This is a genomic window from Sodaliphilus pleomorphus (genome assembly GCF_009676955.1).
Classification (GTDB): Bacteria; Bacteroidota; Bacteroidia; order Bacteroidales; family Muribaculaceae; genus Sodaliphilus; species Sodaliphilus pleomorphus.
This window is the reverse complement of record NZ_CP045696.1, coordinates 160,111-179,449: the sequence shown is the minus strand read 5'-3', so window position 1 is coordinate 179,449 and position 19,339 is coordinate 160,111. Positions and strand designations below refer to the sequence as shown.

Here is a 19,339-nt window from a genome sequence, read left to right as displayed (position 1 = left end):
CTTAGCTCTCGAATTGCTCTATTTCATGACTTTTGAGTACTTTTGTAAAAAAATCGTAATGATTGACATTGAAATTGACGACCGTATTGTTCAGGCATGCCCCGATATGGCAATTGGCCTCATCAGTGCATGCGTGACCAACAGTGAAACCTGCGATGAGCTGTGGACCGAGATTGTGAATGAAGCCGAAGGGGTAAAGCATCGCTATCAGTTGCTTGAAATCAACAAGCGACCTGCCGTGGCGGCAACACGCCACCTTTACAAAAGCCTGGGGAAGGACCCTGGACGCTATCGTGTGGCAAGCGAGGCGCTGTGCCGCCGCATTATAAAGGGGCTGGGCATCTACAGGCTCACTACGCTCGTCGATGTAGTCAACCTTGTTTCGATCAGGAGCGGCTATCCCATAAGCGGGCTTGACCTCGACAAGATTGTGGGTGGCAAGCTCTCTCTTGGGGTGGGAGAGCATGGCGAGGAGTATCATGGCATAGGGCGCGGGCTGCTCAACATCGAGGGCTTGCCAGTTTACCGTGATGCCCGGGGCGGTATTGCGACCCCCACGAGCGACGAGGAGCGCACCAAGTTCACCCTCCAGACGCGCAAGGTTCAAATCAACATCAATGGTTTTGCACCAGAGATGCCTATGCATGAGACTGTTGACTGGACAGTACGACTGCTGCAGAAGTATGCGTGTGCAACCTCAATTGAGACTGCCATATATCGCCCCTGATACCTTTTTTAATATTTAGTTATTCACTGTTTTTTTGCCTTATGAAAATTTTCAACTTGCTTGAAGATAACATCAACGACCGCTATCTCGACCAGATTGTCGAGGCCTTGCGTGATGGCGGCATCATCATTTATCCCACCGACACCATCTATGCCATTGGCTGCGATGCACTCAACAACCAGGCCATCGAGACAGTGTGCTCAATCAAAGCCATGAAATCGGCCAAAACCAATTTGACCATCATCTGTCATGATATTTCTGAAGTTACCGAGTATGCTCGCTTCGGGAATCGTGAATTCAGGGTGATGAAAAACAATCTGCCTGGCCCCTTCACCTTTATCTTGCCGGCGTTGTCGCGCCTGCCCAAAGCCTTCAAGGGCCGCCGCACTGTGGGAATACGCATTCCTGAGAACAAGATAGCTTGCCGCATCGTCGAGCAACTGGGCCACCCGTTGCTTTCAACCTCGGTAGAGGGCAAGGACGAGGACTACATGTGCAATCCCGAGCTCATGGCCGAGACCTATGCCAACAGCGATGTTGATATTGTAGTGGCTTCGGGGCGGGGGGGCATTGAGCCGTCGACCGTTGTCGACTGCACCGCTGGCGGCTTCGACATCTTGCGCCAGGGCAAAGGCGAGCTGGTGCTGTGATGCGCTTTGTGCTGCCTGTTGCTGTTGCCGGTGTGTGTCTTGCTAATCGGGAGTGGGATGTGAATAGTAGTGCTCGAGTATGAGCCTGAGCTCCTGTACAGTAATAATGTCGTCGGCACACAAGTGATTGGGCTGTGACTTGCGGTAAACTTTGGGCAAACCGAGCTTCACGAGCAATGCAACGGTCCTCATTGTAGATGTGTCACTTTCAGCCTCGCGGGCATAGCTGGCTACATCGACGGCGTGGCTGCGTCGCACAGCATCAACAAACTGGCGCTGGTCGCCTATGTTGCTGTTAGGGTAGAGCAGCTCGTCGATGAGACCTTGTGTTTTCGACAGCCGTTGCCGGGTGAGAATGATTCCTGGCTTGATTTCACGCGGCAGGGTGGTGTTGAGCAGCAACATGTTGCTGCGCAGCTCAAGATAGTCACTCTCTTCCTTGGTGTTGAATGCCCCTGGCAACATTGTAGGGTAGACGATTGCCGTTTGACGTTGCCCATTTGGGTAGGTGATTTGGTATTGTATTGTTGCTCCCGACTTGCGCACGGCTGTGAGGATGTCGAGCCATACCTTGTCACGTTTCATGTTGCGCTGTAGTTGGGTCACAGCCCACTGGGTGGCAATGTCGGGGTGATTGTTGAAGTCGTATAAGGTGTCGCTGGGCCGACAGTCGAATGTAACTGTGTTGGTGCCTTGGTCATAGACTGCCGCTTTGCAATGCTGTGCGATGAGCGTGGCCAGTTTCTCTTTGTGGCCATCGTTGCAAGCTGCCAAGATAGCCGTGAGGGCTATTGTCAATACTATGTCTAAGTGTTTCATCTCAGTTGACAGTGTTAGGGCTCATTGTGTTGGGCGATATAGGCTCGCTGGTACTTTTCTGAGTTTTGACAATGCCTATTTTCTGGTCAATCTCATCGTTAACGCTTATCGATTTTCTTGGCACCGGGTCGGGATTCTTGAAATCGATTCTTGACAGGAAATAGGGCCAGTCAAATGACCATGGGTCGGTTTTGCGCCCTGGCGAAACATCGCTATGCCTGTAGATATACTTGATGCTGCGTCGTGCCCTGATGTCGTCGACAAGATTGACCAGCGCATCATATTGTGCTGCCGTGGGCGCCGCCGTGGGCGTGGAGATGACCTCAATGCCTATAGAGTTGCCATTGAGGTGCTCTCGCGATGGGTCGGCAGGCAAATAGCTTTCTCCCGCCTGGTACGACACGTCGTTCTCGTCGACCAGATTGTAAATTTTTCCCTCTCGGTCGATGAGATAGTGGGCACTCACGTGATAGTGGTGATACTCGCTGATGACTCCTTTCACGCTGAAGGTGTCGCGACTGTTAAGAAAGTAGGACGAGTGAATGATGATTACATCGACATTGCGCACAGTGTCGACTGCATGGTAGCCGCTGCCCAAGTACTCCTTGATGCGGTCCATGTCAAATGTAGTATCGTCGATTGCAACGTTGGTCTTTTGCTGTATCGCTTTTGGAGTGTCGATTTTCTCTGCAAGTTGCCTGATGGTGGCAACAGAGTCGGCAATTCTCATTGAGTCGGCTGTTTGCAAGCTGTCGAGCCGCTTCGTTGCATTGTGCTCGCCCACTTTGCCTATCTCGGTCGATGGCTGCTCGGTGATTTTGTCGCCTTCGCAGCTGTAGAAAACCACAAGGCATGCCATCATGAGTGGAAACAGAAGTATGTAACGCAGTAATTTCACCAACTTGTAGAAAATATTATAGTGCCAATTCAAGCTAAATTGCTAATTTTACAGCAATTTCAAAATCAACCGCAAAATTAATGAAAAATATTCAACAAATAAAAGATTTGGTGTCGTCAGGAAGTGCCGATGAGGTGATCAGAGCCACCGACGAGTGGATACTGGCAGGCAGCCGCGATGCCGACATGGCGATGGCCCTGTACTTGCGTGGCAATGCGTTCAGGCAAAAGCAGCAGTGGGGCAGTGCCATGAATTGCTACTTGCAGGCGATCGAAATCGATCCCGACGGTCCTGCCACCGAAGCCTACCGCAATGCGCAGGACATTTTGGCCTACTATCACAAGGATTACTACAATCCATAGCCGAAATGCAGCGGCATGCCGTCGTTTTGTAGCTACATGCCGCTGCAATCTATATTATGTGTGCACGCTTAGCTCAGCCAAGCAGGCGGTCGAGCACATTGCCCACGAGGTCGTTCATCGCGGTCTTGTAGTTGGGATTGGCGCTTGTTGCCACACGATTGGCAATGATCGAGCATATCGTCATTGCGTGGTGGCCCATGAGCTTGGCCAGACCTTGCAGGGCAGCGCTCTCCATCTCGTAGTTGGTGATATGGCCGCCCTCGTATTCAAATTTCTCGATGCGGTGGTTGAGCTCGGGTTCGGCCAGAGGCAGCCGCACTTCGCGCCCTTGAGGGCCATAGAAGCCCACTGCCGAGATTGTGTAGCCATGCACCATGTCGTTGCGACCTATTTTCTCTACAAGGCCAGGGTCGGCCTCCACCACATAGGGCTTGGCAAACAGTGGGTTCCAGTCGACATACTTGCAGAACTGTTTTTCAAATTCCAGGTCACACACCTCGTTGCGTCCGGCATAGTAGTTGAGCACACCGTCAAAACCGATGGCCTTGGCCGCTATCACTGGCGTGCCCACCGGCACATAGGGCTGAAGTCCGCCCGAGGTGCCTATGCGCACAATGTTGAGGCTGCGGTGCGTGTCTTTCACAACTCGCTTCTCGAGATCGATGTTGGCGAGAGCATCGAGTTCGGTCATCACGATGTCGATGTTGTCGCCCCCTATGCCGTGGCTCAGTGCCATAACAGGCCTGCCGCGGTAGGTGCCGCCTATGGTGTGGAACTCGCGACTGCGCACTTCATAGTCGCGTGTGTCAAAGTAGGATGCTATCATGTCGACTCGGCCAGGGTCACCGCATATGATGATGTTGTCGCGCAGCTGGTCGGGGTGCAGGTGAATGTGAAATATACTGCCGTCGGGATTGACGATCATTTCAGAATCGGGGATTACTTTCTTGGCCATAGTTGTCATTGTATTTGAAGATTTTTTAGAAACGACAAATATAATAAATAAAGTTGAACAAACTGTGACTTGTTGCTGTTTTTTTTCATGCCATGGTGTAGCGGCATCCTGGCAGTGTAATGATAATGCCCCGGCAATCAAGCTCGACTACCGTGCTCATGATGCGATACACAGGCATGCCGGCACGCTCGGCAAGGGTATTGATGTGTATGTCGCCAGCTTGCCTGATGATGTCGACCACTTTTTGCTCCTCGGCATTGAGCGAGGGGAACATTTCAAGCTCGGCAGTAGGCTTGTTGCTCTTCTTACTTTCCCAGCGCATGGCATTGATCAAGTCGTCGGCGCAAGTGATGAGCATGGCTTGGTTGTTTTGAATGAGACGGTTGCAGCCCTTTGAGTACTCGTCGCCCACACGGCCGGGCAGGGCAAACACGTCGCGGTCATAGCTTTGAGCAATGTGGGCAGTGATGAGCGACCCGCCTTTTTCGGCCGATTCCACCACAATTGTGCAGTCGCTCAACCCCGCAATGATGCGGTTGCGGGCCACAAAGTTGCCGCGGTGCAGTGTGTCCTGGCTGGTATAGTCGCTCACGATTGCTCCGCCACGTCGCACGATTTCGACGGCGTCGTTGCGATGCTCGGCAGGGTATATCTTGTTGAGTCCACAGGCTTGCACAGCCACAGTGGGCACGTCGCATTTCATGGCTGCGCGGTGGGCGGTGATGTCGGTGCCATAGGCCAGTCCGCTCACAATCACTACATCGTCGAGCTGCTCGGTGAGCTGTTGCACGAGGGCTGTGCAGTAGTGCCGGCCATACTCGGTGCAACGTCGTGTGCCCACGATGCTCACCACATGCTGGGCGTTGAGGTTGCACGTGCCCAGTGAGAAAAGCACAATAGGTGAGTCGGAGGCATTCAACAGGCGCCTGGGGTAGTTGCTGTCGGTGAAATAAGTGACCGCGATACCGTTTTTCTCGATGAAATCGAGCTCGTGCTGAGCCTTTTCAAGGCAGGCGTTGCGATAGCTCTTTTCGGTGATTCGGCTGCGGCTTGAGGTGATGGCCTGCAACTCGGCATCGGGCATGTCGAAGAAGTCTTTCTCGCTGGGTATCACTGCCAGAAATTTTTGTGCCAGGTCTACGCCCATGCTGCGTATCATGCCGAAGGCGATGCGATAGGTGAGGTCGATGTCGTTCATTTCAAATATGGCTTGAAGGCCTCGGCGAGTTTCTCGCCACGGCTCAACTGTCCGTCTTCAACACACACCACGCTGGCAACACCATTGATCACCGTCTTGCCTGTAGCCTTGTTGTATATGTCCTGGTGAAATACAAACCGCACTCCCCGTCGCTCTATCCACAACTTGCTCACCATCACGTCGCCGCTGCGCAACGGGGTCTTGTAGTCCACCTCCACGTGGCTCAACACGGGCACAATTCCTGCTTCACCCATCTGACCAAACGAGTAGCCGGCCTCTTGGCAGAAACAGTGCCGGGTATATTCCATATAGTGCAGGTAGTTGGCATTGTTCACGATGCCCTCGGCATCGAGTTCGTAATCGCGCACAGGAATCTCGACCGAGAAAACGTATTCTTTCTTCTCCACTTTGTTCATGTTGCAAAGTTACTAAAAAAACTCAACACGCACGCTTGCACAAGTCGACTTAATAGAGATGATGGAGCTATGTGTAACACCTGCCGCAAGTGAAACTTAAACGGTCTAAAGCGCGATGCATGCAGAGTAATGTCACTTTTCATGCTCAAGTATGGGCGTTAAAAAACAGCATTATTTGTTTTTTTGGCTGGCGTTTCGTAATTTTGGAAACAAAATAAAACTATTTGCATCGTTTATGAAACTACGCAACATGCTGACGCTGCTTCTTGTGGCATGCGCAATCCAGGCCTTGGCGTGCACATCGGCCATCGTGTCGGGCCGTCTCACTGCCAATGGTCGGCCATTGATGTGGAAAAACCGCGACACGAACGACATGAACAACCGGGTGAAGCGCATCGATGCCCACGACGGCTGCTATGCCTTTGTGGGGCTCTTTGATGCTCGCGACCGCAACGATACTGCTGTGTGGATGGGATATAACGAGAAGGGTTTTGCTATCATGAACACTGCGTCCTACAACTTAAAGAGCGATACAGTGCCCGAAAAGAACATGGACCGTGAGGGAGTGTTGATGAAACTCGCTCTGGAAAAGTGTGCTACGGTGGCCGACTTTGAGCAATTGTTGAATACTCAACCCAAGCCCTTGGGGGTGGAAGCCAACTTTGGCGTGATTGATGCTCAAGGATGTGGTGCCTATTTTGAAACGTGCAATTTCTCTTATACAAAATATGACCTCAACGACGCCCCCAATGGGATACTGATGCGCACCAACTTCTCGATGAGCGGCCGCACCGACAAGGGGATGGGTTATGTGCGATATGAAAGCGAGAAAACACTGCTTGCTCCGCACGTCGCTCGCTGCGATTTCACCCCGGCCGTGTTCACCGAGGAACTGTCGCGCTCATTCTATCACAGCCTGCTCGGTCACGACTTCACCCACGACACGTCGATGACTTGGCTCGTCGACCAGGACTTCATCCCACGTCGCATTTCGACTGCCACAACAGTGATCGAGGGTGTCGTGCCTGGCGAGAGCCCACTGCTCACGACCATGTGGATAGGGTTGGGCTATCCGCCTTGTGCCGATGTCATGCCGGTGTGGCTGTGGGACGGAGGTGTACCTATCGCGTTGCAGGGCCAGGGTGTGGAGAATCATGCTCCACAGTGCGACGTGGTGAATGCACGCAAAGACAGCGTGTTTTCAATCACAAGAGGCAATGGAAAGCATTATCTTAACTTGAGCAAACTTTACAATGCACAAGGCACAGGCTATTGCCAGGTGCTCACTGCTCGCAACATGAAGGCCTATGAGGCAGGCTATGCCGAACTCGCCAAGCGGCGTGCACAATATTCTCGCCTCAAGGCTAAGCCCAAGAAACGCCGCAAGAAATGACAACAGATCGGTGCCACATCACAACGAGTGAATATTCCAGACTCCTGTTTTCTATCTTCTGGAGCGACAACTGGTTTTGGTTTGTACTGCCGGTGGTGCTGTTTGCAGCTCTTGGTTTGCTCGACTGGCGCTATTTTGTGGTGGCGCTCATGACTGTGCTTGTTGTCATTCCCATGGTGATGGCGCTCATATATTTCAACTATATGCTCACTGTCGAAACACGATGGTCGATTGTAGAGAAAACGGTCTCGGCAAGCAGAGGTGGCTTGCTGTTGAATTTCGGACAAGGAAAGAATACCCTTGTGGGTTGGAAATTGATGAGTGGTGTTTACGTGAAAGGGAGCTATGTAGTTGTGAAATTGAATGTGCGACGTTACCAATACTTGGTGTTTCCGCGTGCGGCCTTCGTCACCCCACAGGATTTTCAGTGTTTTGCACGGTTGGTGAGTGAAAATCTCAATCGGTAGTCACCCAGCCGGTTCCCCATTTTCCAGGCAGTCTTTGAGCTTTCTCCAAAAGCTCACCATAGTTGTTGCTGCGGGCGATGTAGATGCGGTATTTGCCACGTTTTTGTTGCACCTTGGCTTGGTTGCGCAATTCAGCATTGGCCGCAAAGAACTGGTCTACTTGCTTCTGGCTTGAGAGCGTGCATATCACCAGGTAATATTTCCCCGAATTGTCGTTTTTAAGCGTGCTTATGTCGTCAACGCGATGGGTGGCAGTGGTGGCCTCGGGCTTGCTATCGGTTTTCAATTTCACTTCCACAGGCAGTGCCTGCACACGCTGGGGCTGCACAATCTTGTGCTTGACAGGAGTGGCAATCACTGCAGGCTTGGGCTTTTCGACTTTGGGCACGTTCAACGAGGCCATTTGCTGATTGTTGTGCACTGCAATAGGTGTAGAGAACAGAACACCCAGGGCAAGAAGCATGGCTATTGAAGCTGCTATTTTCACCGCACGGCTCGAGAACCAGCCACGGCGACCTTGACGCTGCTCGTCATTGCTGGCAGTTGTGCTCACGACGGGAGCTTCACCGGCACGATTTTCTTGTTGTGCAAGCAGTTGCTCGAGGGGAAGGATGGAAACAGGAGCGAGACCGAAAAAGGCATCGTTGCACGTCGTGTCGTGCTCAAATGGGGAAAACTCACAGTTGCCTTCGGCATTGACCATGAAATAGCCCATGTGACCAAATGGCAGTTCTGAGCCGCTTTCGAGCAACTGGCGATAGATTGCAACATTGCTGTCGATGATTTCGTTGGCCTGCTCATAGGATATGTTGTGTCGACGCACAATCGAGTTGGCAAGCAGCCCGTCGTTGTGGGTGATAGATGCATTGAAGCCTATCTTGCGGCTGGGCTGCCGCAACATGCTGGCTATCGGAATATAGGTTGAAGCAGAATATTGTGCGATGAAGGCTCCCCAGCCAGGGACCACCACACAATCGTTGCTCATGATCAAGTATTCTATGTGCTCAATTATCGAAATCATCAAACAAATGTAAGCCTTTTTTGCGTATTGGCAAAGTCTTTTAACAATTATAAAATAAGATTATTTGATGACTTTGTTGGCAATTTGGGGGTCAACGCCATGTTCTATAGCCAGTTTCACATCGCGCTTGGCAGCATCGCTCTCATAGCGCAGCTTGTTGAGTTTTGCTCTGAGCAGATAGAGGTATCCGTCGTCGGGGGTGACCTGGAGGGCGCTGTTAATGTCGTTGGCGGCGTCGTTGAGGCGCTTGAGCATGAGATAGCAGTCGGCCCTGTTGGCGTGAAGCGAGGCTGTGGGCCGAGATTTTATCACATCGCTGAAGTAGTCGGCGGCCTTGTAATAGTTGCCCTTGGCCTTGTAGAGGAAGGCCTTTCCTTCGGCAGCAAGTGTAGACTCAGGGTGATAGCGCAATATTTCTTCAAATTGATCGTCGGCCGCTTGATACTTCCTTTGGTCCAAAAGAATCATGCCCAAGTTGTAGCGCGACTCCTCGTCAGAAGGGTCGATTGCAATGATGTGCTCATAGTCGGCCTGGGCCAGGGCAATGCTGTCGACCTGGAGGTAGAGGGCGGCTCTGTTGCCGAGCACTGTCACAGCATTGGGGGTCATGTCGATGGCCAAGGTATAGTTTTTTATGGCATCGGCCAGTTTGCCCTGGTAGCGCTGCAATGTTGCCAAGTTGGAAATCAAGAGCGAGTTGTTGGGATTAGTTGGCTCAGCAGCAAGTGCTTTACGCAGGTAGGCTTCAGCTTTGGTCCAATCTTTTTGCCGCACGTAGGCTTGCGCTGTGTCGACCATTCTGAAGTAGGTGGTCGTGGTGTCGATTTTCACGTTGGGGTCAACGGGCAGGGGGGCTTTGGCGGTTGCCGTTTTCTGCGCCTTGGGCAAGTTTTTCTTGATGTTGTCCTGGTTGATGGAGTTCACCACTTGGGCCTGTGAGCACAGGAAAGCACCCAAAATGAAGATTGCCGAAAAGATATGGGATCTGAATTTCATCTCATTCAATAATTTCTGCAAAAATACAGCTAAAAGGACAAACATTTGTCGGTTTTACGATATTTAGCTAATTTTGCGTTATTATAATATTTAAATCTACTCGTTATGCTCAGTGCAATATTGCTGCAGGCAGAGGGTGCACTCAACGACTCAATCGCCAAGACTGCTGCTAAAATCGCTGCTTTGCCCGACTCCTTGTCGCAGATGACCCCAGGCAAGCTCCAACACGACTTGAAGACCTTTCACTGGGACACTCTTGTGCAGAATGTGACCAATCAATGCGTTAACCTGGCTTTCAGGATTCTGGCAGCTGTGGTGGTGTTCTATTTGGGCAAGTTCATCATTGGCAAGCTGCATCACATCGTGCGGGCCATTTTGCTTCATCGCGATGTCGACAAGTCGTTGAGCTCTTTCCTGTTGAGCTTTATGAAGATTACATTGCTTTTTGTGCTTGTCATCTCGGTGATTGGCATCCTGGGCATTGAGACAAGTTCCTTTATTGCCATTTTTGCCTCGGCCGGTGTGGCGGTGGGTATGGCCCTGAGTGGAACGTTGCAGAATTTTGCCGGCGGTGTTTTGATTCTTCTCATCAAGCCCTACAAAGTGGGCGACTACATCGTCTTTGGCGAGTATAAGGGCTATGTAAAGGAAATCCAGATTTTCCACACAATTCTCACAACCTACAGCAACGAGAAGATTATCATTCCCAATGGGGGCCTGTCGACGGGCACCATCAACAACTTTTCGGCCGAGAAATATCATCGTCTCGAGTGGCATGTGTCGATTGCCTATGGCGACGACGTGAAACGAGCTCGCCAGGTCGTGCTCGATATCCTCCATGCCGACCGTCGCATATTGAAAGATTTCTTGCCCGATGAGATTGCCGCCATTGAAACAGTGCAGCCAAAAACAGAGACCGATTCTGAGAAAAATACATCATTCTGGAAATCAATATTCAATCATCACAAAGTTAAACAAAAAGTTGATGATATCAAGCAACTGGGCCAGCAGCAACTTGCAGCAAAGATACCCAAAAAGGACTGCACGCCCTATGTGGCTGTCGATAGTTTGGGTGACAGTGCCGTTGTGCTTGTTGTGCGTGCCTGGACCACTACCGAAAATTACTGGAGTGTGCTTTACGACACCTATGAGTGCATCTATGAGCGACTGCCACAAGAAGGATTGCACTTCCCTTATCCACAGATGGATGTTTATTTGAAAAAGAATTAATTCATTTGCTTGTTTTTGTTTACATTTTGCCGTATATTTGCCTAAAATATGCGAAGTAGTGCCTTGCGCCATTTGACGGATTTCTTTGATAAAGCTGGCAAACCGCTAAAAGCTTGACTACTGATAATTTTTTGGAGGCATTTTTTGCCATTTGAGCAACTCTTGTAGTGTGACAGTCAAACCAGATGGGAGTGTGGCTCATGATAAGGCAAAAATGGCACATGCCAAGCCTCCAAGACCATGCACAGGTGCCACTTCCTTATTAGGGCATGAGGGCAAGAGTGTCCCAGGCCTTTCAATACGCCAATAAAAAAATAACATAAATGATAAGTAAATGGAATTACTTACCCCTTACATCCGAAGAACGCAAGATAGAGGCGCAATTGGAGACACGCTTCCCCAAGTGCCCTGCTATTGCACGGCTTTTGGTTCAGCGAGGAGTGAAAACCTGGGATCAGGCCCAGGATTTCTTTTATCCTCAGTTGAGCCAAATGCACGATCCATTCCTGATGCGGGACATGGACAAGGCTGTAAACAGGCTCAATAAAGCCTTGGGGGCGAAAGAGAAGATCATGATCTATGGCGACTATGATGTTGATGGCACTACTGCGGTCGCCCTGGTCTACAGGTATCTTCAAAACTTTTATTCTAATATGGTGTACTATGTCCCTACTCGTGACGACGAGGGCTACGGTATATCAATTCAGAGCATCGACTATGCTGCAAGCATAGGGGTGAAACTCATCATTGTGCTCGACTGTGGCATTAAGGCTATCGGCGAGATTTCCTATGCCAAGTCGAAGGGTATCGACTTTATCGTGTGCGACCATCACGTGCCCGACGATGAGTTGCCGCCTGCTGTGGCAATTCTCAATCCCAAGCTCAAGGACGACAAGTACCCGTTCAAGGAGCTGTCGGGCTGTGGCGTTGGCTTCAAGTTCATGCAGGGTTTTGCCAAGAGCAACGGCATCACCAATTTTTACGACCTTGAAAGTCTGCTCGACTTGTGTGTTGTGAGTATTGCTGCCGACATCGTACCCATTGTGGGAGAGAATCGCATCATGGCCTGCTATGGCTTGAAACGCCTCAACTCAAACCCTAATGTGGGATTGCGTAGCATCATCAAACTGTGCGGCCTGAGCAACAAGGAGCTCACCATAAGCGACATTATCTTCAAAATAGGCCCTCGTATCAATGCCTCGGGACGCATGGAGTCGGGCACCGAGTCGGTCGAGCTGCTGGTGACCAAGGACTCGGCTGCTGCCTATGAGATAAGCAAGCGTATCGACAAGTACAACAAAGACCGCAAGGAGCTTGACCGCCAAATTACTGAGGAGGCCAACAAAATCATCGAAAGCCACAAGAATCAGATAAAGGGCAAGAAGCCCATCGTCATTTACGACCGCAATTGGCACAAAGGCATCATCGGCATCGTGGCCTCGCGACTGGCCGAGCTCTACTTTCGCCCATCGGTCGTGCTCACCTATGACGACAACGGCCTTGCCACGGGCTCGTCGCGCTCGGTGAGAGGATTCAACATCTACGCGGCAATCAAGTCGACGCGCGACCTGCTCGAGACCTTCGGCGGGCACACCAATGCCGTGGGCTTGTCGCTTAAAGAGGAAAACATCGACGAGTTCAGGCGCCGCCTCACCGACTATGTGGAGAAGCACATCGAAACCGACCAAATCACGCCTCAAATCGACGTTGACTGTGAGCTTGGTTTTGAGGAAATCAACAATGACTTTCTCAAGTACTTGAGGCTGTTCAATCCATTTGGCCCCGACAATCCCAAGCCGGTATTTGTCACCAAAAACGTGTATGACTTCGGCACGAGCAAGATTGTGGGCAAAAAGATGGAGCACATCAAGTTTGAACTGGTCGACAGCAAGTCGGAAGAGATCATGAACGGCATTGCATTCAATATGGCTACTTATTTCGACTATATCAAGCAGCACAAGCCTTTTGACATATGCTACACGGTTGAGGAGAACAAGCACCGCAACAGCAGTTCGGTGCAACTGCAAATAAAAGGCATACGCATTCACGGCGACCAAGCGGCTGGTGATGGACACGCCTCTTGAAATACTGAAGAAATATTGGGGGTTTGACCAGTTCAGGCCTCTGCAAGAAGACATCATCAAGTCGGTGCTTGATGGCAACGACACACTTGGCCTGATGCCCACGGGTGGGGGCAAATCGATCACCTTCCAGGTCCCGGCACTTGCCATGCAGGGCATGGCCCTGGTCGTGACTCCCATTATTTCACTGATGAAGGATCAGGTCGACAACCTTATAAGCCGTCGCATCAAAGCCACCTACATGCATGCAGGCTTGACCATGGCCGAAATGCGCCGCACCTATGAGAAGTGCATGTATGGCAAGTGCAAGTTTCTCTATGTCTCTCCCGAGCGGCTCATGTCGCAGTCGTTCATCGACCGTCTCAAGCACATGCCAGTGTCGCTCATCGTGGTCGACGAGGCCCACTGCATCTCGCAGTGGGGCTACGACTTCAGGCCTTCCTATCTACACATAGCATCGATAAGACAGTATTTCCCACGCGTGCCTGTGCTTGCGCTCACGGCATCGGCAACACCTGTTGTTGTCGACGACATCATGAGTCAACTCAAGTTTCACAAGCCGTGTGTGTTTCGCAAGAGTTTCTCTCGCCCCAATCTCACCTATGTGGTGAGACACACTGCCGAGAAATATGCCGAGCTGGTACACATTGTGCAGTCGGTGCCGGGAAGTGCCATCGTGTATGTGCGCAGCCGCAGGCGCACCAGGGAGATAAGCGACGAGCTCATGCGCAACGGCATCAATGCCGATTTCTACCATGCCGGTCTTAACATTGAAGACAAAGAAGCCAAGCAGACGCGCTGGAAAAATGACGAGCTGAGGGTCATTGTCGCTACCAATGCCTTCGGCATGGGCATCGACAAGCCCGACGTGCGCCTGGTGATACACGTTGACGTGCCAAGCTCACTGGAGGAATACTATCAAGAAGCGGGGCGGGCAGGGCGTGACGGGCGACGTTCCTATGCGGTGCTGCTCACCACTCCCACCGACCGCGGCAAGCTGCACCGGCACTTGACCGAGGCATTCCCCGACAAGGATTTTATAAAGAAAACGTACCAGCGAGTGGGCGACTTCTTGGGTGTGGCTGTGGGTGAGGGCTACCAAAAGGTGTATGAGTTCAACTTCAATCTGTTTTGCCGCGTCTTCAAGCTGCCGGTCATCGCCACCCACAATGCCTTGAAGATTCTCACTCAAGCCGGCTACATCGAGTTTGTCGAGGAGATTGAAACCCAATCGCGAGTGTTAATCATTGCCCAAAAGGAGGACTTGTATCACATAGAAAGTGAAAACCCCTACGTCGACAGAGTGTTGCAAGCGTTGTTGCGCACTTATTCGGGGCTGTTTTCCGATTATGTGTTCATCAACGAGTCGGTTTTGGAATTTCGTTTTGGCATCATGCAGCAAGACATCTATGAAGCACTGATTGAGCTCACCCACATGCACATTCTGCATTATGTGCCGCGCAAGCGCACCCCCTACATCATCTATACCACATCGCGAGAGGAACCCAAATACTTGCTCTTGCCCAAAGCTGTGTATGAAGAACAGCGGCAAAAGCTGAGCGAACGCATTGAGGCAGTAATAAACTATGCCTTCAACGACAACGTGTGTCGTGAGCGGCAACTGCTCACCTATTTCGGTGAACGCGTCGACAACGACTGCGGCCATTGCGACGTGTGCATTGCCCGTCGCAAGCACAGCGACCACTCGCCGCAAGACGTGCAAGACGGCATCCTCTACATGTCGCAAGTGAAGCCACGCAGGCTGGAAGAGTTTGTCAACACGTTGTCGTTCCCGCAAGAAGAGGTCTTAGCCACCTTGTCGTCGCTTGTCGACGAGGGGCTTGTCATTCACAAGAGCGACGACACCTATGTCAATCCCAAGCCCTTGAAGTGACGATTGACTACCGCTTCATGGTGTTGCCCTCATACCAGTTGATGAAAGCTTGGTTCACCATTTTGTTGCCGCCAGGAGTAGGGTAGTTGCCGCTGAAATACCAGTCGCCAGGATTGTTGGGGATCGACTTGTGTAAACCTTCGATCGACTGATAAATGATTTGCACCTGGGCGTTGATATCGTCATCGGTGAGCATCTCGGCAATTTTGGCCGAGACTTCTTCTTGGGAGAATGGCTTGTATATCTCGGTCACATAGTTCACGACTTCTTCTTTAGGCTTTCCCTCCTGCGCCTTCGACTTGCGATAAACGCCGTCGATGATGCATTGTTTCCCTTGTTCCTTAAGGAGTTGAATGGCAGCCCTGAAGGCGCAGAACTCGGCCATGCGCGACATGTCGATACCGTAGTAGTCGGGATACCGCACTTGAGGCGAGGATGAGACTATTACTATTTTCTTGGGATGCAGGCGATCGAGAATGCGCAAAATCGACTGGCGCAGGGTTGTGCCTCTCACGATGCTGTCGTCGATGATGACAAGGTTGTCGACATTGTTTTGTATCTGCCCGTAGGTTACGTCGTAGACGTGTGCCGCCAGCTCGTTGCGCGACTCGCCCTCGGCAATAAATGTGCGCAGCTTTATGTCTTTGATGGCAATCTTCTCGGCGCGCAGGCGCTTGCTCAAAATTTTACTCAACCGCTCTCCGTAGTCGGGTGCCTTGGCATCCAGTGCCATGATTTCTTTTTTCTTCTTCTCCTGCAGGAAGGAGTCGATGCCTTCTATCATGCCGATGTAGGCAGTTTCGGCCGTGTTGGGGATAAACGACAGCACCGTGTGGTCGAGGTCTCCGTTCACAGCTTTCACAATCTGCGGTGCAAGGTTGCGTCCCAGCTCCTTGCGCTCTTTGTAGATGTCGGCGTCACTGCCGCGGGAGAAATAAATGCGTTCAAACGAGCAGCGCTCATTTTTGAGCTGTGGAAGTATTTGGGTGATTTTTACATCACCGGCTTTGTTGACAGTGATGGCCGCTCCAGGGGCAAGTTCATGCACCTCGCGTCGGGGAATGTTGAGCGCCGTTTGCAACACGGGCCGTTCAGAGGCTGCGACAAATATCTCGTCGTCGCAATAATAGAAAGCCGGGCGTATGCCGTGCGGGTCGCGCAGCACAAAGATGTCGCCGCTGCCTATGGCACCGCATATCACATAGCCCCCGTCCCACGTCGATGCAGGATTTTCAAGCACTTCTCTCATGTCGATGTTATCCTCAATCTTGCGAGCCAGCTCAATGCCGTTGATGCCTTGCTGGCAAAACTTGTGGTAGATGGTAGAATTGGCCTTGTCGAGCGATTCGCCCAGTTGCTCAAGCAGTATAGCCGTGTCGCTGTACACCCTGGGGTGCTGCCCGCGGCTCACGATGTCGCTGAATATCTCATCAACATTGGTCATGTTGAAGTTGCCGCACAGCATGAGGTTGCGGCTGCGCCAGTTGTTGCGGCGCAAAAATGGATGGACGTAGCTTATGCCCTTGCGCCCTGTAGTGCTGTAGCGCAAGTGACCCATATAGACCTCGCCCACAAAGGGGTGGTCGATTTCGTCTACACCATGGCTCTGGGCCACGCTTATTTGCTGCTTCACACGGGCAAATATTTCGCTTATGGCACTTGAACCTAAAGCACGCTCGCGAAAGATATATTCTTCTCCTGGCTTGGCATGCATGTACACACACCCCAGTCCGGCTCCTTCCTGGCCGCGGTTGTGTTGTTTCTCCATGAGAAGATAAAGTTTGTTGAGCCCATAAAGATAAGTGTTGTACTTTTCTTTATAATAACTCAATGGCTTGCGCAGTCGTATCATTGCAATACCGCACTCGTGCTTTAAAATTTCCATTTACTAAAAAATCTAATTCAGGTTGGTAAGATAACTATATATATTTTGTATTTAAAGAAAACAAGAGCGGTGACGACGGCAGTGTCTCACCGCTCTTTGAGTGATGGCGAAATTATCTGATAAACAGCAGTTCCCTGTACTTGGGCAGTGGCCACATTTCATCGTCGACCATGAGTTCAAGTTTGTCGATGTGATAGCGTATGGCATCGAGGTAGGGCACGACAGTGTCGTGGTAGGCTACGGCTTTGGCGCGCTGGTCTTCGATCTTGTTGGCTACTTTGCGTGCCTCAACCATCTCGCTGGTCTTGTCCTTGATAAACTGCATGTGCTGGGCCATTTTCTCAATGTTGGCCATGTCTTGTGCAGCGATTTTCTCACCTTGCTCTTTTGGGAAAAGGCTTTTGATCTTAAACACATTGTCGAGCAGGATGCTTTGATAGCGGGTTGCAACAGGGATGATGTGGTTTAGGGCCAGGTCGCCAAACACTCGTGCCTCGATTTGTACCTTCTTGGTGTACATTTCCCATTTCACCTCATTGCGTGCTTTGAGCTCAATCTCGCTGAAGACGCCGGTAGTCTTGAACATATTGATAGCCTTCTCGTCGAGATAGGCATCGTAGATCACGGGCACCGAGGTTTCACAGTCGAGACCTCGCCTTTGGGCTTCGGCCTTCCACTCGTCGCTATAGCCGTTGCCATCGAAGTGGATGGGCATCGATTCCTCGATGAGCAACTTATCCTCGGCAAGGATGGCATCGTCCAGTTCCTCGCCCTTGGCAACACGGGCATCGACTTTTTCCTTGAATTTGGTGAGCTGTTCGGCCACGGCGGCATTGAGCGCAATCATGGCGCTTGCACAATTGGCGCTTGAACCCACAGCACGGAACTCGAAGCGGTTGCCAGTGAAGGCAAATGGCGAAGTGCGGTTGCGGTCGGTGTTGTCGAGCAGCAATTCAGGGATTTGACTCACTTTCAGGTTCAGCTCCTCCTTGCCTGCGATTTTCAGGTTGTCGTCTTTGTCGGAACTCACGAGCGAGTCGAGCACATCGCTCACCTGCTTGCCCAGGAACATGGAGATGATGGCTGGTGGTGCCTCGTTGGCTCCCAGACGATGAGCGTTGGTGGCCGAGGCTATTGAGGCCTTGAGCAGGCCGTTGTAGTTGTACACAGCGTTCATCACATTACATATAAATGTGATAAACCTCAAGTTTTCTTTTATGGTCTTGCCAGGCTTAAACAGCATGATGCCGGTGTCGGTCCCCAGGCTCCAGTTGTTGTGCTTGCCACTGCCATTGATGCCGGCAAATGGCTTCTCGTGCAACAGTACTCTGAAGTGGTGACGACGTGCAACTTCGGCCATCACCTTCATGAGCAGCAGGTTGTGGTCGTTGGCCAGGTTGGTCTCCTCAAAGACTGGTGCAAGCTCAAACTGATTGGGGGCCACTTCATTGTGACGTGTTTTGGCAGGGATGCCCAATTTGTGGCACTCAATTTCCAAATCAAGCATAAACTCTTCTACACGCATAGGTATGGCACCGAAATAGTGATCTTCGAGTTGCTGGTTTTTGGCGCTCTCGTGCCCCATGAGCGTGCGGCCGGTCATCACCAGGTCGGGACGTGCTGCATACAGTGCCTCGTCGACGAGAAAATATTCTTGTTCCCAGCCCAAGTAGGAGTGAACATGCTTCACTTCGGGGTCGAAGTATTGTGCTACAGCAGTTCCTGCTTTGTCAACGCTGTTGAGCGCACGCAGCAATGGGGTCTTGTAGTCGAGCGACTCTCCCGAGTAGGCAATGAAAATGGTAGGAATGCACAGTGTGTTGTCGTGAATGAATGCAGGCGAAGAGATGTCCCAAGCCGAGTATCCTCGAGCTTCAAAGGTGTTGCGTATGCCACCGTTGGGAAAGCTCGATGCATCGGGCTCTTGCTGGACGAGAAGCTTGCCGCTGAATTCTTCAATCACTCCGCCTTTACCGTCGTGCTCGATAAACGAGTCATGCTTCTCGGCAGTGCCGTCGGTGAGCGGGTGGAACCAGTGGGTGTAGTGGGTGACACCATTGTCGATGGCCCATTGCTTCATTCCTGCTGCCACGCTGTCGGCAACTTCGCGGTCAAGGGGCTTCTTGTTGTCGATTGCATCGGTCAAGGCATCATAGGTCTGCTTGGGCAGGTACTTGTACATCGTCTGGCGATTGAACACATACATGCCGTAGTATTCCGAAGGCACTTGCTTCGGAATCTCTACCTTGACTGGCTCGCGATTGAAAGCCACTTCAACTTCTCTAAATCTCAAATGTGACATAACAAAAGGTATTTATAATAAAAACAAAAAAGGCTTTTATTGCTT

17 protein-coding genes are annotated in these 19,339 nt (G+C 51.3%); 8 read left to right on the top strand and 9 right to left on the bottom strand.

Annotated elements, in window-relative coordinates:
• Window positions 1–58: 58 nt before the first annotated feature.
• Entirely contained in the window at window positions 59–727 is a 669-nt protein-coding gene (locus tag GF423_RS00740; protein WP_154326543.1) for a B3/B4 domain-containing protein, read from the top strand.
• A gap of 41 nt (window positions 728–768) precedes the next feature.
• On the top strand, window positions 769–1,377 hold the full coding sequence (locus tag GF423_RS00735; RefSeq protein WP_154326542.1) for an L-threonylcarbamoyladenylate synthase: 609 nt from the start codon (window positions 769–771) through the stop codon (window positions 1,375–1,377).
• 42 nt (window positions 1,378–1,419) lie between these two features.
• Here the strand turns inward: GF423_RS00735 and GF423_RS00730 are convergent, their stop codons facing one another.
• Both GF423_RS00730 and GF423_RS00725 read right to left on the bottom strand, forming a co-directional pair.
• Entirely contained in the window at window positions 1,420–2,196 is a 777-nt protein-coding gene (locus tag GF423_RS00730) for a hypothetical protein (protein WP_154326541.1), read from the bottom strand.
• A gap of 1 nt (window position 2,197) precedes the next feature.
• Complete coding sequence (locus tag GF423_RS00725; protein ID WP_154326540.1) at window positions 2,198–3,058, bottom strand: N-acetylmuramoyl-L-alanine amidase; 861 nt, start codon at window positions 3,056–3,058, stop codon at window positions 2,198–2,200.
• A gap of 116 nt (window positions 3,059–3,174) precedes the next feature.
• Here GF423_RS00725 and GF423_RS00720 point away from each other — a divergent pair, with 116 nt between their 5' ends.
• Window positions 3,175–3,456 carry a tetratricopeptide repeat protein gene (locus tag GF423_RS00720; RefSeq protein ID WP_154326539.1) on the top strand — a complete coding sequence of 94 codons (282 nt, stop codon included), beginning with the start codon at window positions 3,175–3,177 and terminating at the stop codon, window positions 3,454–3,456.
• Window positions 3,457–3,529: 73 nt separating this feature from the next.
• Here GF423_RS00720 and GF423_RS00715 read toward each other — a convergent pair whose 3' ends face one another.
• The 3 genes from GF423_RS00715 to GF423_RS00705 all read right to left on the bottom strand — a co-directional run bounded on the left by GF423_RS00715 (window position 3,530) and on the right by GF423_RS00705 (window position 6,016).
• A complete protein-coding gene (locus tag GF423_RS00715; RefSeq protein WP_154326538.1) occupies window positions 3,530–4,411 on the bottom strand; it encodes a nucleoside phosphorylase in 882 nt (293 codons plus the stop codon).
• 85 nt (window positions 4,412–4,496) lie between these two features.
• Window positions 4,497–5,609: a DNA-processing protein DprA gene (dprA, locus tag GF423_RS00710; protein WP_154326537.1), complete on the bottom strand. Its 1,113-nt coding sequence runs from the start codon at window positions 5,607–5,609 to the stop codon at window positions 4,497–4,499.
• The gene (locus GF423_RS00705) at window positions 5,606–6,016 is read right to left on the bottom strand and encodes an acyl-CoA thioesterase (RefSeq protein ID WP_241004960.1); all 411 of its coding nucleotides are present in this window, start codon (window positions 6,014–6,016) and stop codon (window positions 5,606–5,608) included. Before GF423_RS00705 ends, dprA begins: the two co-directional genes overlap by 4 nt.
• 244 nt (window positions 6,017–6,260) lie before the next feature.
• On the opposite strand from GF423_RS00705, the gene GF423_RS00700 reads away from it, so the two are divergent.
• Both GF423_RS00700 and GF423_RS00695 read left to right on the top strand, forming a co-directional pair.
• Window positions 6,261–7,418: a carcinine hydrolase/isopenicillin-N N-acyltransferase family protein gene (locus tag GF423_RS00700; protein ID WP_154326535.1), complete on the top strand. Its 1,158-nt coding sequence runs from the start codon at window positions 6,261–6,263 to the stop codon at window positions 7,416–7,418.
• Window positions 7,415–7,885, top strand: a complete 471-nt coding sequence (locus GF423_RS00695; RefSeq protein WP_154326534.1) for a hypothetical protein — start codon at window positions 7,415–7,417, stop codon at window positions 7,883–7,885. Before GF423_RS00700 ends, GF423_RS00695 begins: the two co-directional genes overlap by 4 nt.
• On the opposite strand, the gene GF423_RS00690 is transcribed toward GF423_RS00695, so the two are convergent.
• Entirely contained in the window at window positions 7,875–8,906 is a 1,032-nt protein-coding gene (locus GF423_RS00690) for an HU domain-containing protein (protein ID WP_154326533.1), read from the bottom strand. The genes GF423_RS00695 and GF423_RS00690 overlap by 11 nt on opposite strands.
• Window positions 8,907–8,966: 60 nt before the next feature.
• The gene (locus GF423_RS00685) at window positions 8,967–9,902 is read right to left on the bottom strand and encodes a tetratricopeptide repeat protein (RefSeq protein WP_206113303.1); all 936 of its coding nucleotides are present in this window, start codon (window positions 9,900–9,902) and stop codon (window positions 8,967–8,969) included.
• A 105-nt stretch (window positions 9,903–10,007) separates the two neighbouring features.
• On the opposite strand from GF423_RS00685, the gene GF423_RS00680 reads away from it, so the two are divergent.
• The 3 genes from GF423_RS00680 to GF423_RS00670 all read left to right on the top strand — a co-directional run bounded on the left by GF423_RS00680 (window position 10,008) and on the right by GF423_RS00670 (window position 15,107).
• Complete coding sequence (locus GF423_RS00680) at window positions 10,008–11,132, top strand: mechanosensitive ion channel family protein (protein WP_154326531.1); 1,125 nt, start codon at window positions 10,008–10,010, stop codon at window positions 11,130–11,132.
• Between the two features lie 323 nt (window positions 11,133–11,455).
• A complete protein-coding gene (gene recJ / locus GF423_RS00675) occupies window positions 11,456–13,216 on the top strand; it encodes a single-stranded-DNA-specific exonuclease RecJ (RefSeq protein WP_154326530.1) in 1,761 nt (586 codons plus the stop codon).
• On the top strand, window positions 13,200–15,107 hold the full coding sequence (locus GF423_RS00670) for a RecQ family ATP-dependent DNA helicase (RefSeq protein ID WP_154326529.1): 1,908 nt from the start codon (window positions 13,200–13,202) through the stop codon (window positions 15,105–15,107). Before recJ ends, GF423_RS00670 begins: the two co-directional genes overlap by 17 nt.
• Window positions 15,108–15,114: 7 nt before the next feature.
• Here GF423_RS00670 and GF423_RS00665 read toward each other — a convergent pair whose 3' ends face one another.
• Window positions 15,115–16,992: an amidophosphoribosyltransferase gene (locus GF423_RS00665; RefSeq protein ID WP_154326528.1), complete on the bottom strand. Its 1,878-nt coding sequence runs from the start codon at window positions 16,990–16,992 to the stop codon at window positions 15,115–15,117.
• Window positions 16,993–17,104: 112 nt separating this feature from the next.
• Window positions 17,105–19,294 carry a glutamine synthetase III family protein gene (locus GF423_RS00660; RefSeq protein ID WP_154326527.1) on the bottom strand — a complete coding sequence of 730 codons (2,190 nt, stop codon included), beginning with the start codon at window positions 19,292–19,294 and terminating at the stop codon, window positions 17,105–17,107.
• Window positions 19,295–19,339: the final 45 nt, after the last annotated feature.

What these genes read in the sequence shown, in the direction of transcription:
- GF423_RS00740 (WP_154326543.1), top strand. Translation starts at nt 59, where the DNA reads ATGATTGACATTGAAATTGACGACCGTATTGTTCAGGCATGCCCCGAT.
- GF423_RS00735 (WP_154326542.1), top strand. Translation starts at nt 769, where the DNA reads ATGAAAATTTTCAACTTGCTTGAAGATAACATCAACGACCGCTATCTC.
- GF423_RS00730 (WP_154326541.1), bottom strand. Translation starts at nt 2,196, where the DNA reads ATGAAACACTTAGACATAGTATTGACAATAGCCCTCACGGCTATCTTG.
- GF423_RS00725 (WP_154326540.1), bottom strand. Translation starts at nt 3,058, where the DNA reads ATGATGGCATGCCTTGTGGTTTTCTACAGCTGCGAAGGCGACAAAATC.
- GF423_RS00720 (WP_154326539.1), top strand. Translation starts at nt 3,175, where the DNA reads ATGAAAAATATTCAACAAATAAAAGATTTGGTGTCGTCAGGAAGTGCC.
- GF423_RS00715 (WP_154326538.1), bottom strand. Translation starts at nt 4,411, where the DNA reads ATGGCCAAGAAAGTAATCCCCGATTCTGAAATGATCGTCAATCCCGAC.
- dprA (WP_154326537.1), bottom strand. Translation starts at nt 5,609, where the DNA reads ATGAACGACATCGACCTCACCTATCGCATCGCCTTCGGCATGATACGC.
- GF423_RS00700 (WP_154326535.1), top strand. Translation starts at nt 6,261, where the DNA reads ATGAAACTACGCAACATGCTGACGCTGCTTCTTGTGGCATGCGCAATC.
- GF423_RS00695 (WP_154326534.1), top strand. Translation starts at nt 7,415, where the DNA reads ATGACAACAGATCGGTGCCACATCACAACGAGTGAATATTCCAGACTC.
- GF423_RS00690 (WP_154326533.1), bottom strand. Translation starts at nt 8,906, where the DNA reads ATGATTTCGATAATTGAGCACATAGAATACTTGATCATGAGCAACGAT.
- GF423_RS00685 (WP_206113303.1), bottom strand. Translation starts at nt 9,902, where the DNA reads ATGAAATTCAGATCCCATATCTTTTCGGCAATCTTCATTTTGGGTGCT.
- GF423_RS00680 (WP_154326531.1), top strand. Translation starts at nt 10,008, where the DNA reads ATGCTCAGTGCAATATTGCTGCAGGCAGAGGGTGCACTCAACGACTCA.
- recJ (WP_154326530.1), top strand. Translation starts at nt 11,456, where the DNA reads ATGATAAGTAAATGGAATTACTTACCCCTTACATCCGAAGAACGCAAG.
- GF423_RS00670 (WP_154326529.1), top strand. Translation starts at nt 13,200, where the DNA reads ATGGACACGCCTCTTGAAATACTGAAGAAATATTGGGGGTTTGACCAG.
- GF423_RS00665 (WP_154326528.1), bottom strand. Translation starts at nt 16,992, where the DNA reads ATGGAAATTTTAAAGCACGAGTGCGGTATTGCAATGATACGACTGCGC.
- GF423_RS00660 (WP_154326527.1), bottom strand. Translation starts at nt 19,294, where the DNA reads ATGTCACATTTGAGATTTAGAGAAGTTGAAGTGGCTTTCAATCGCGAG.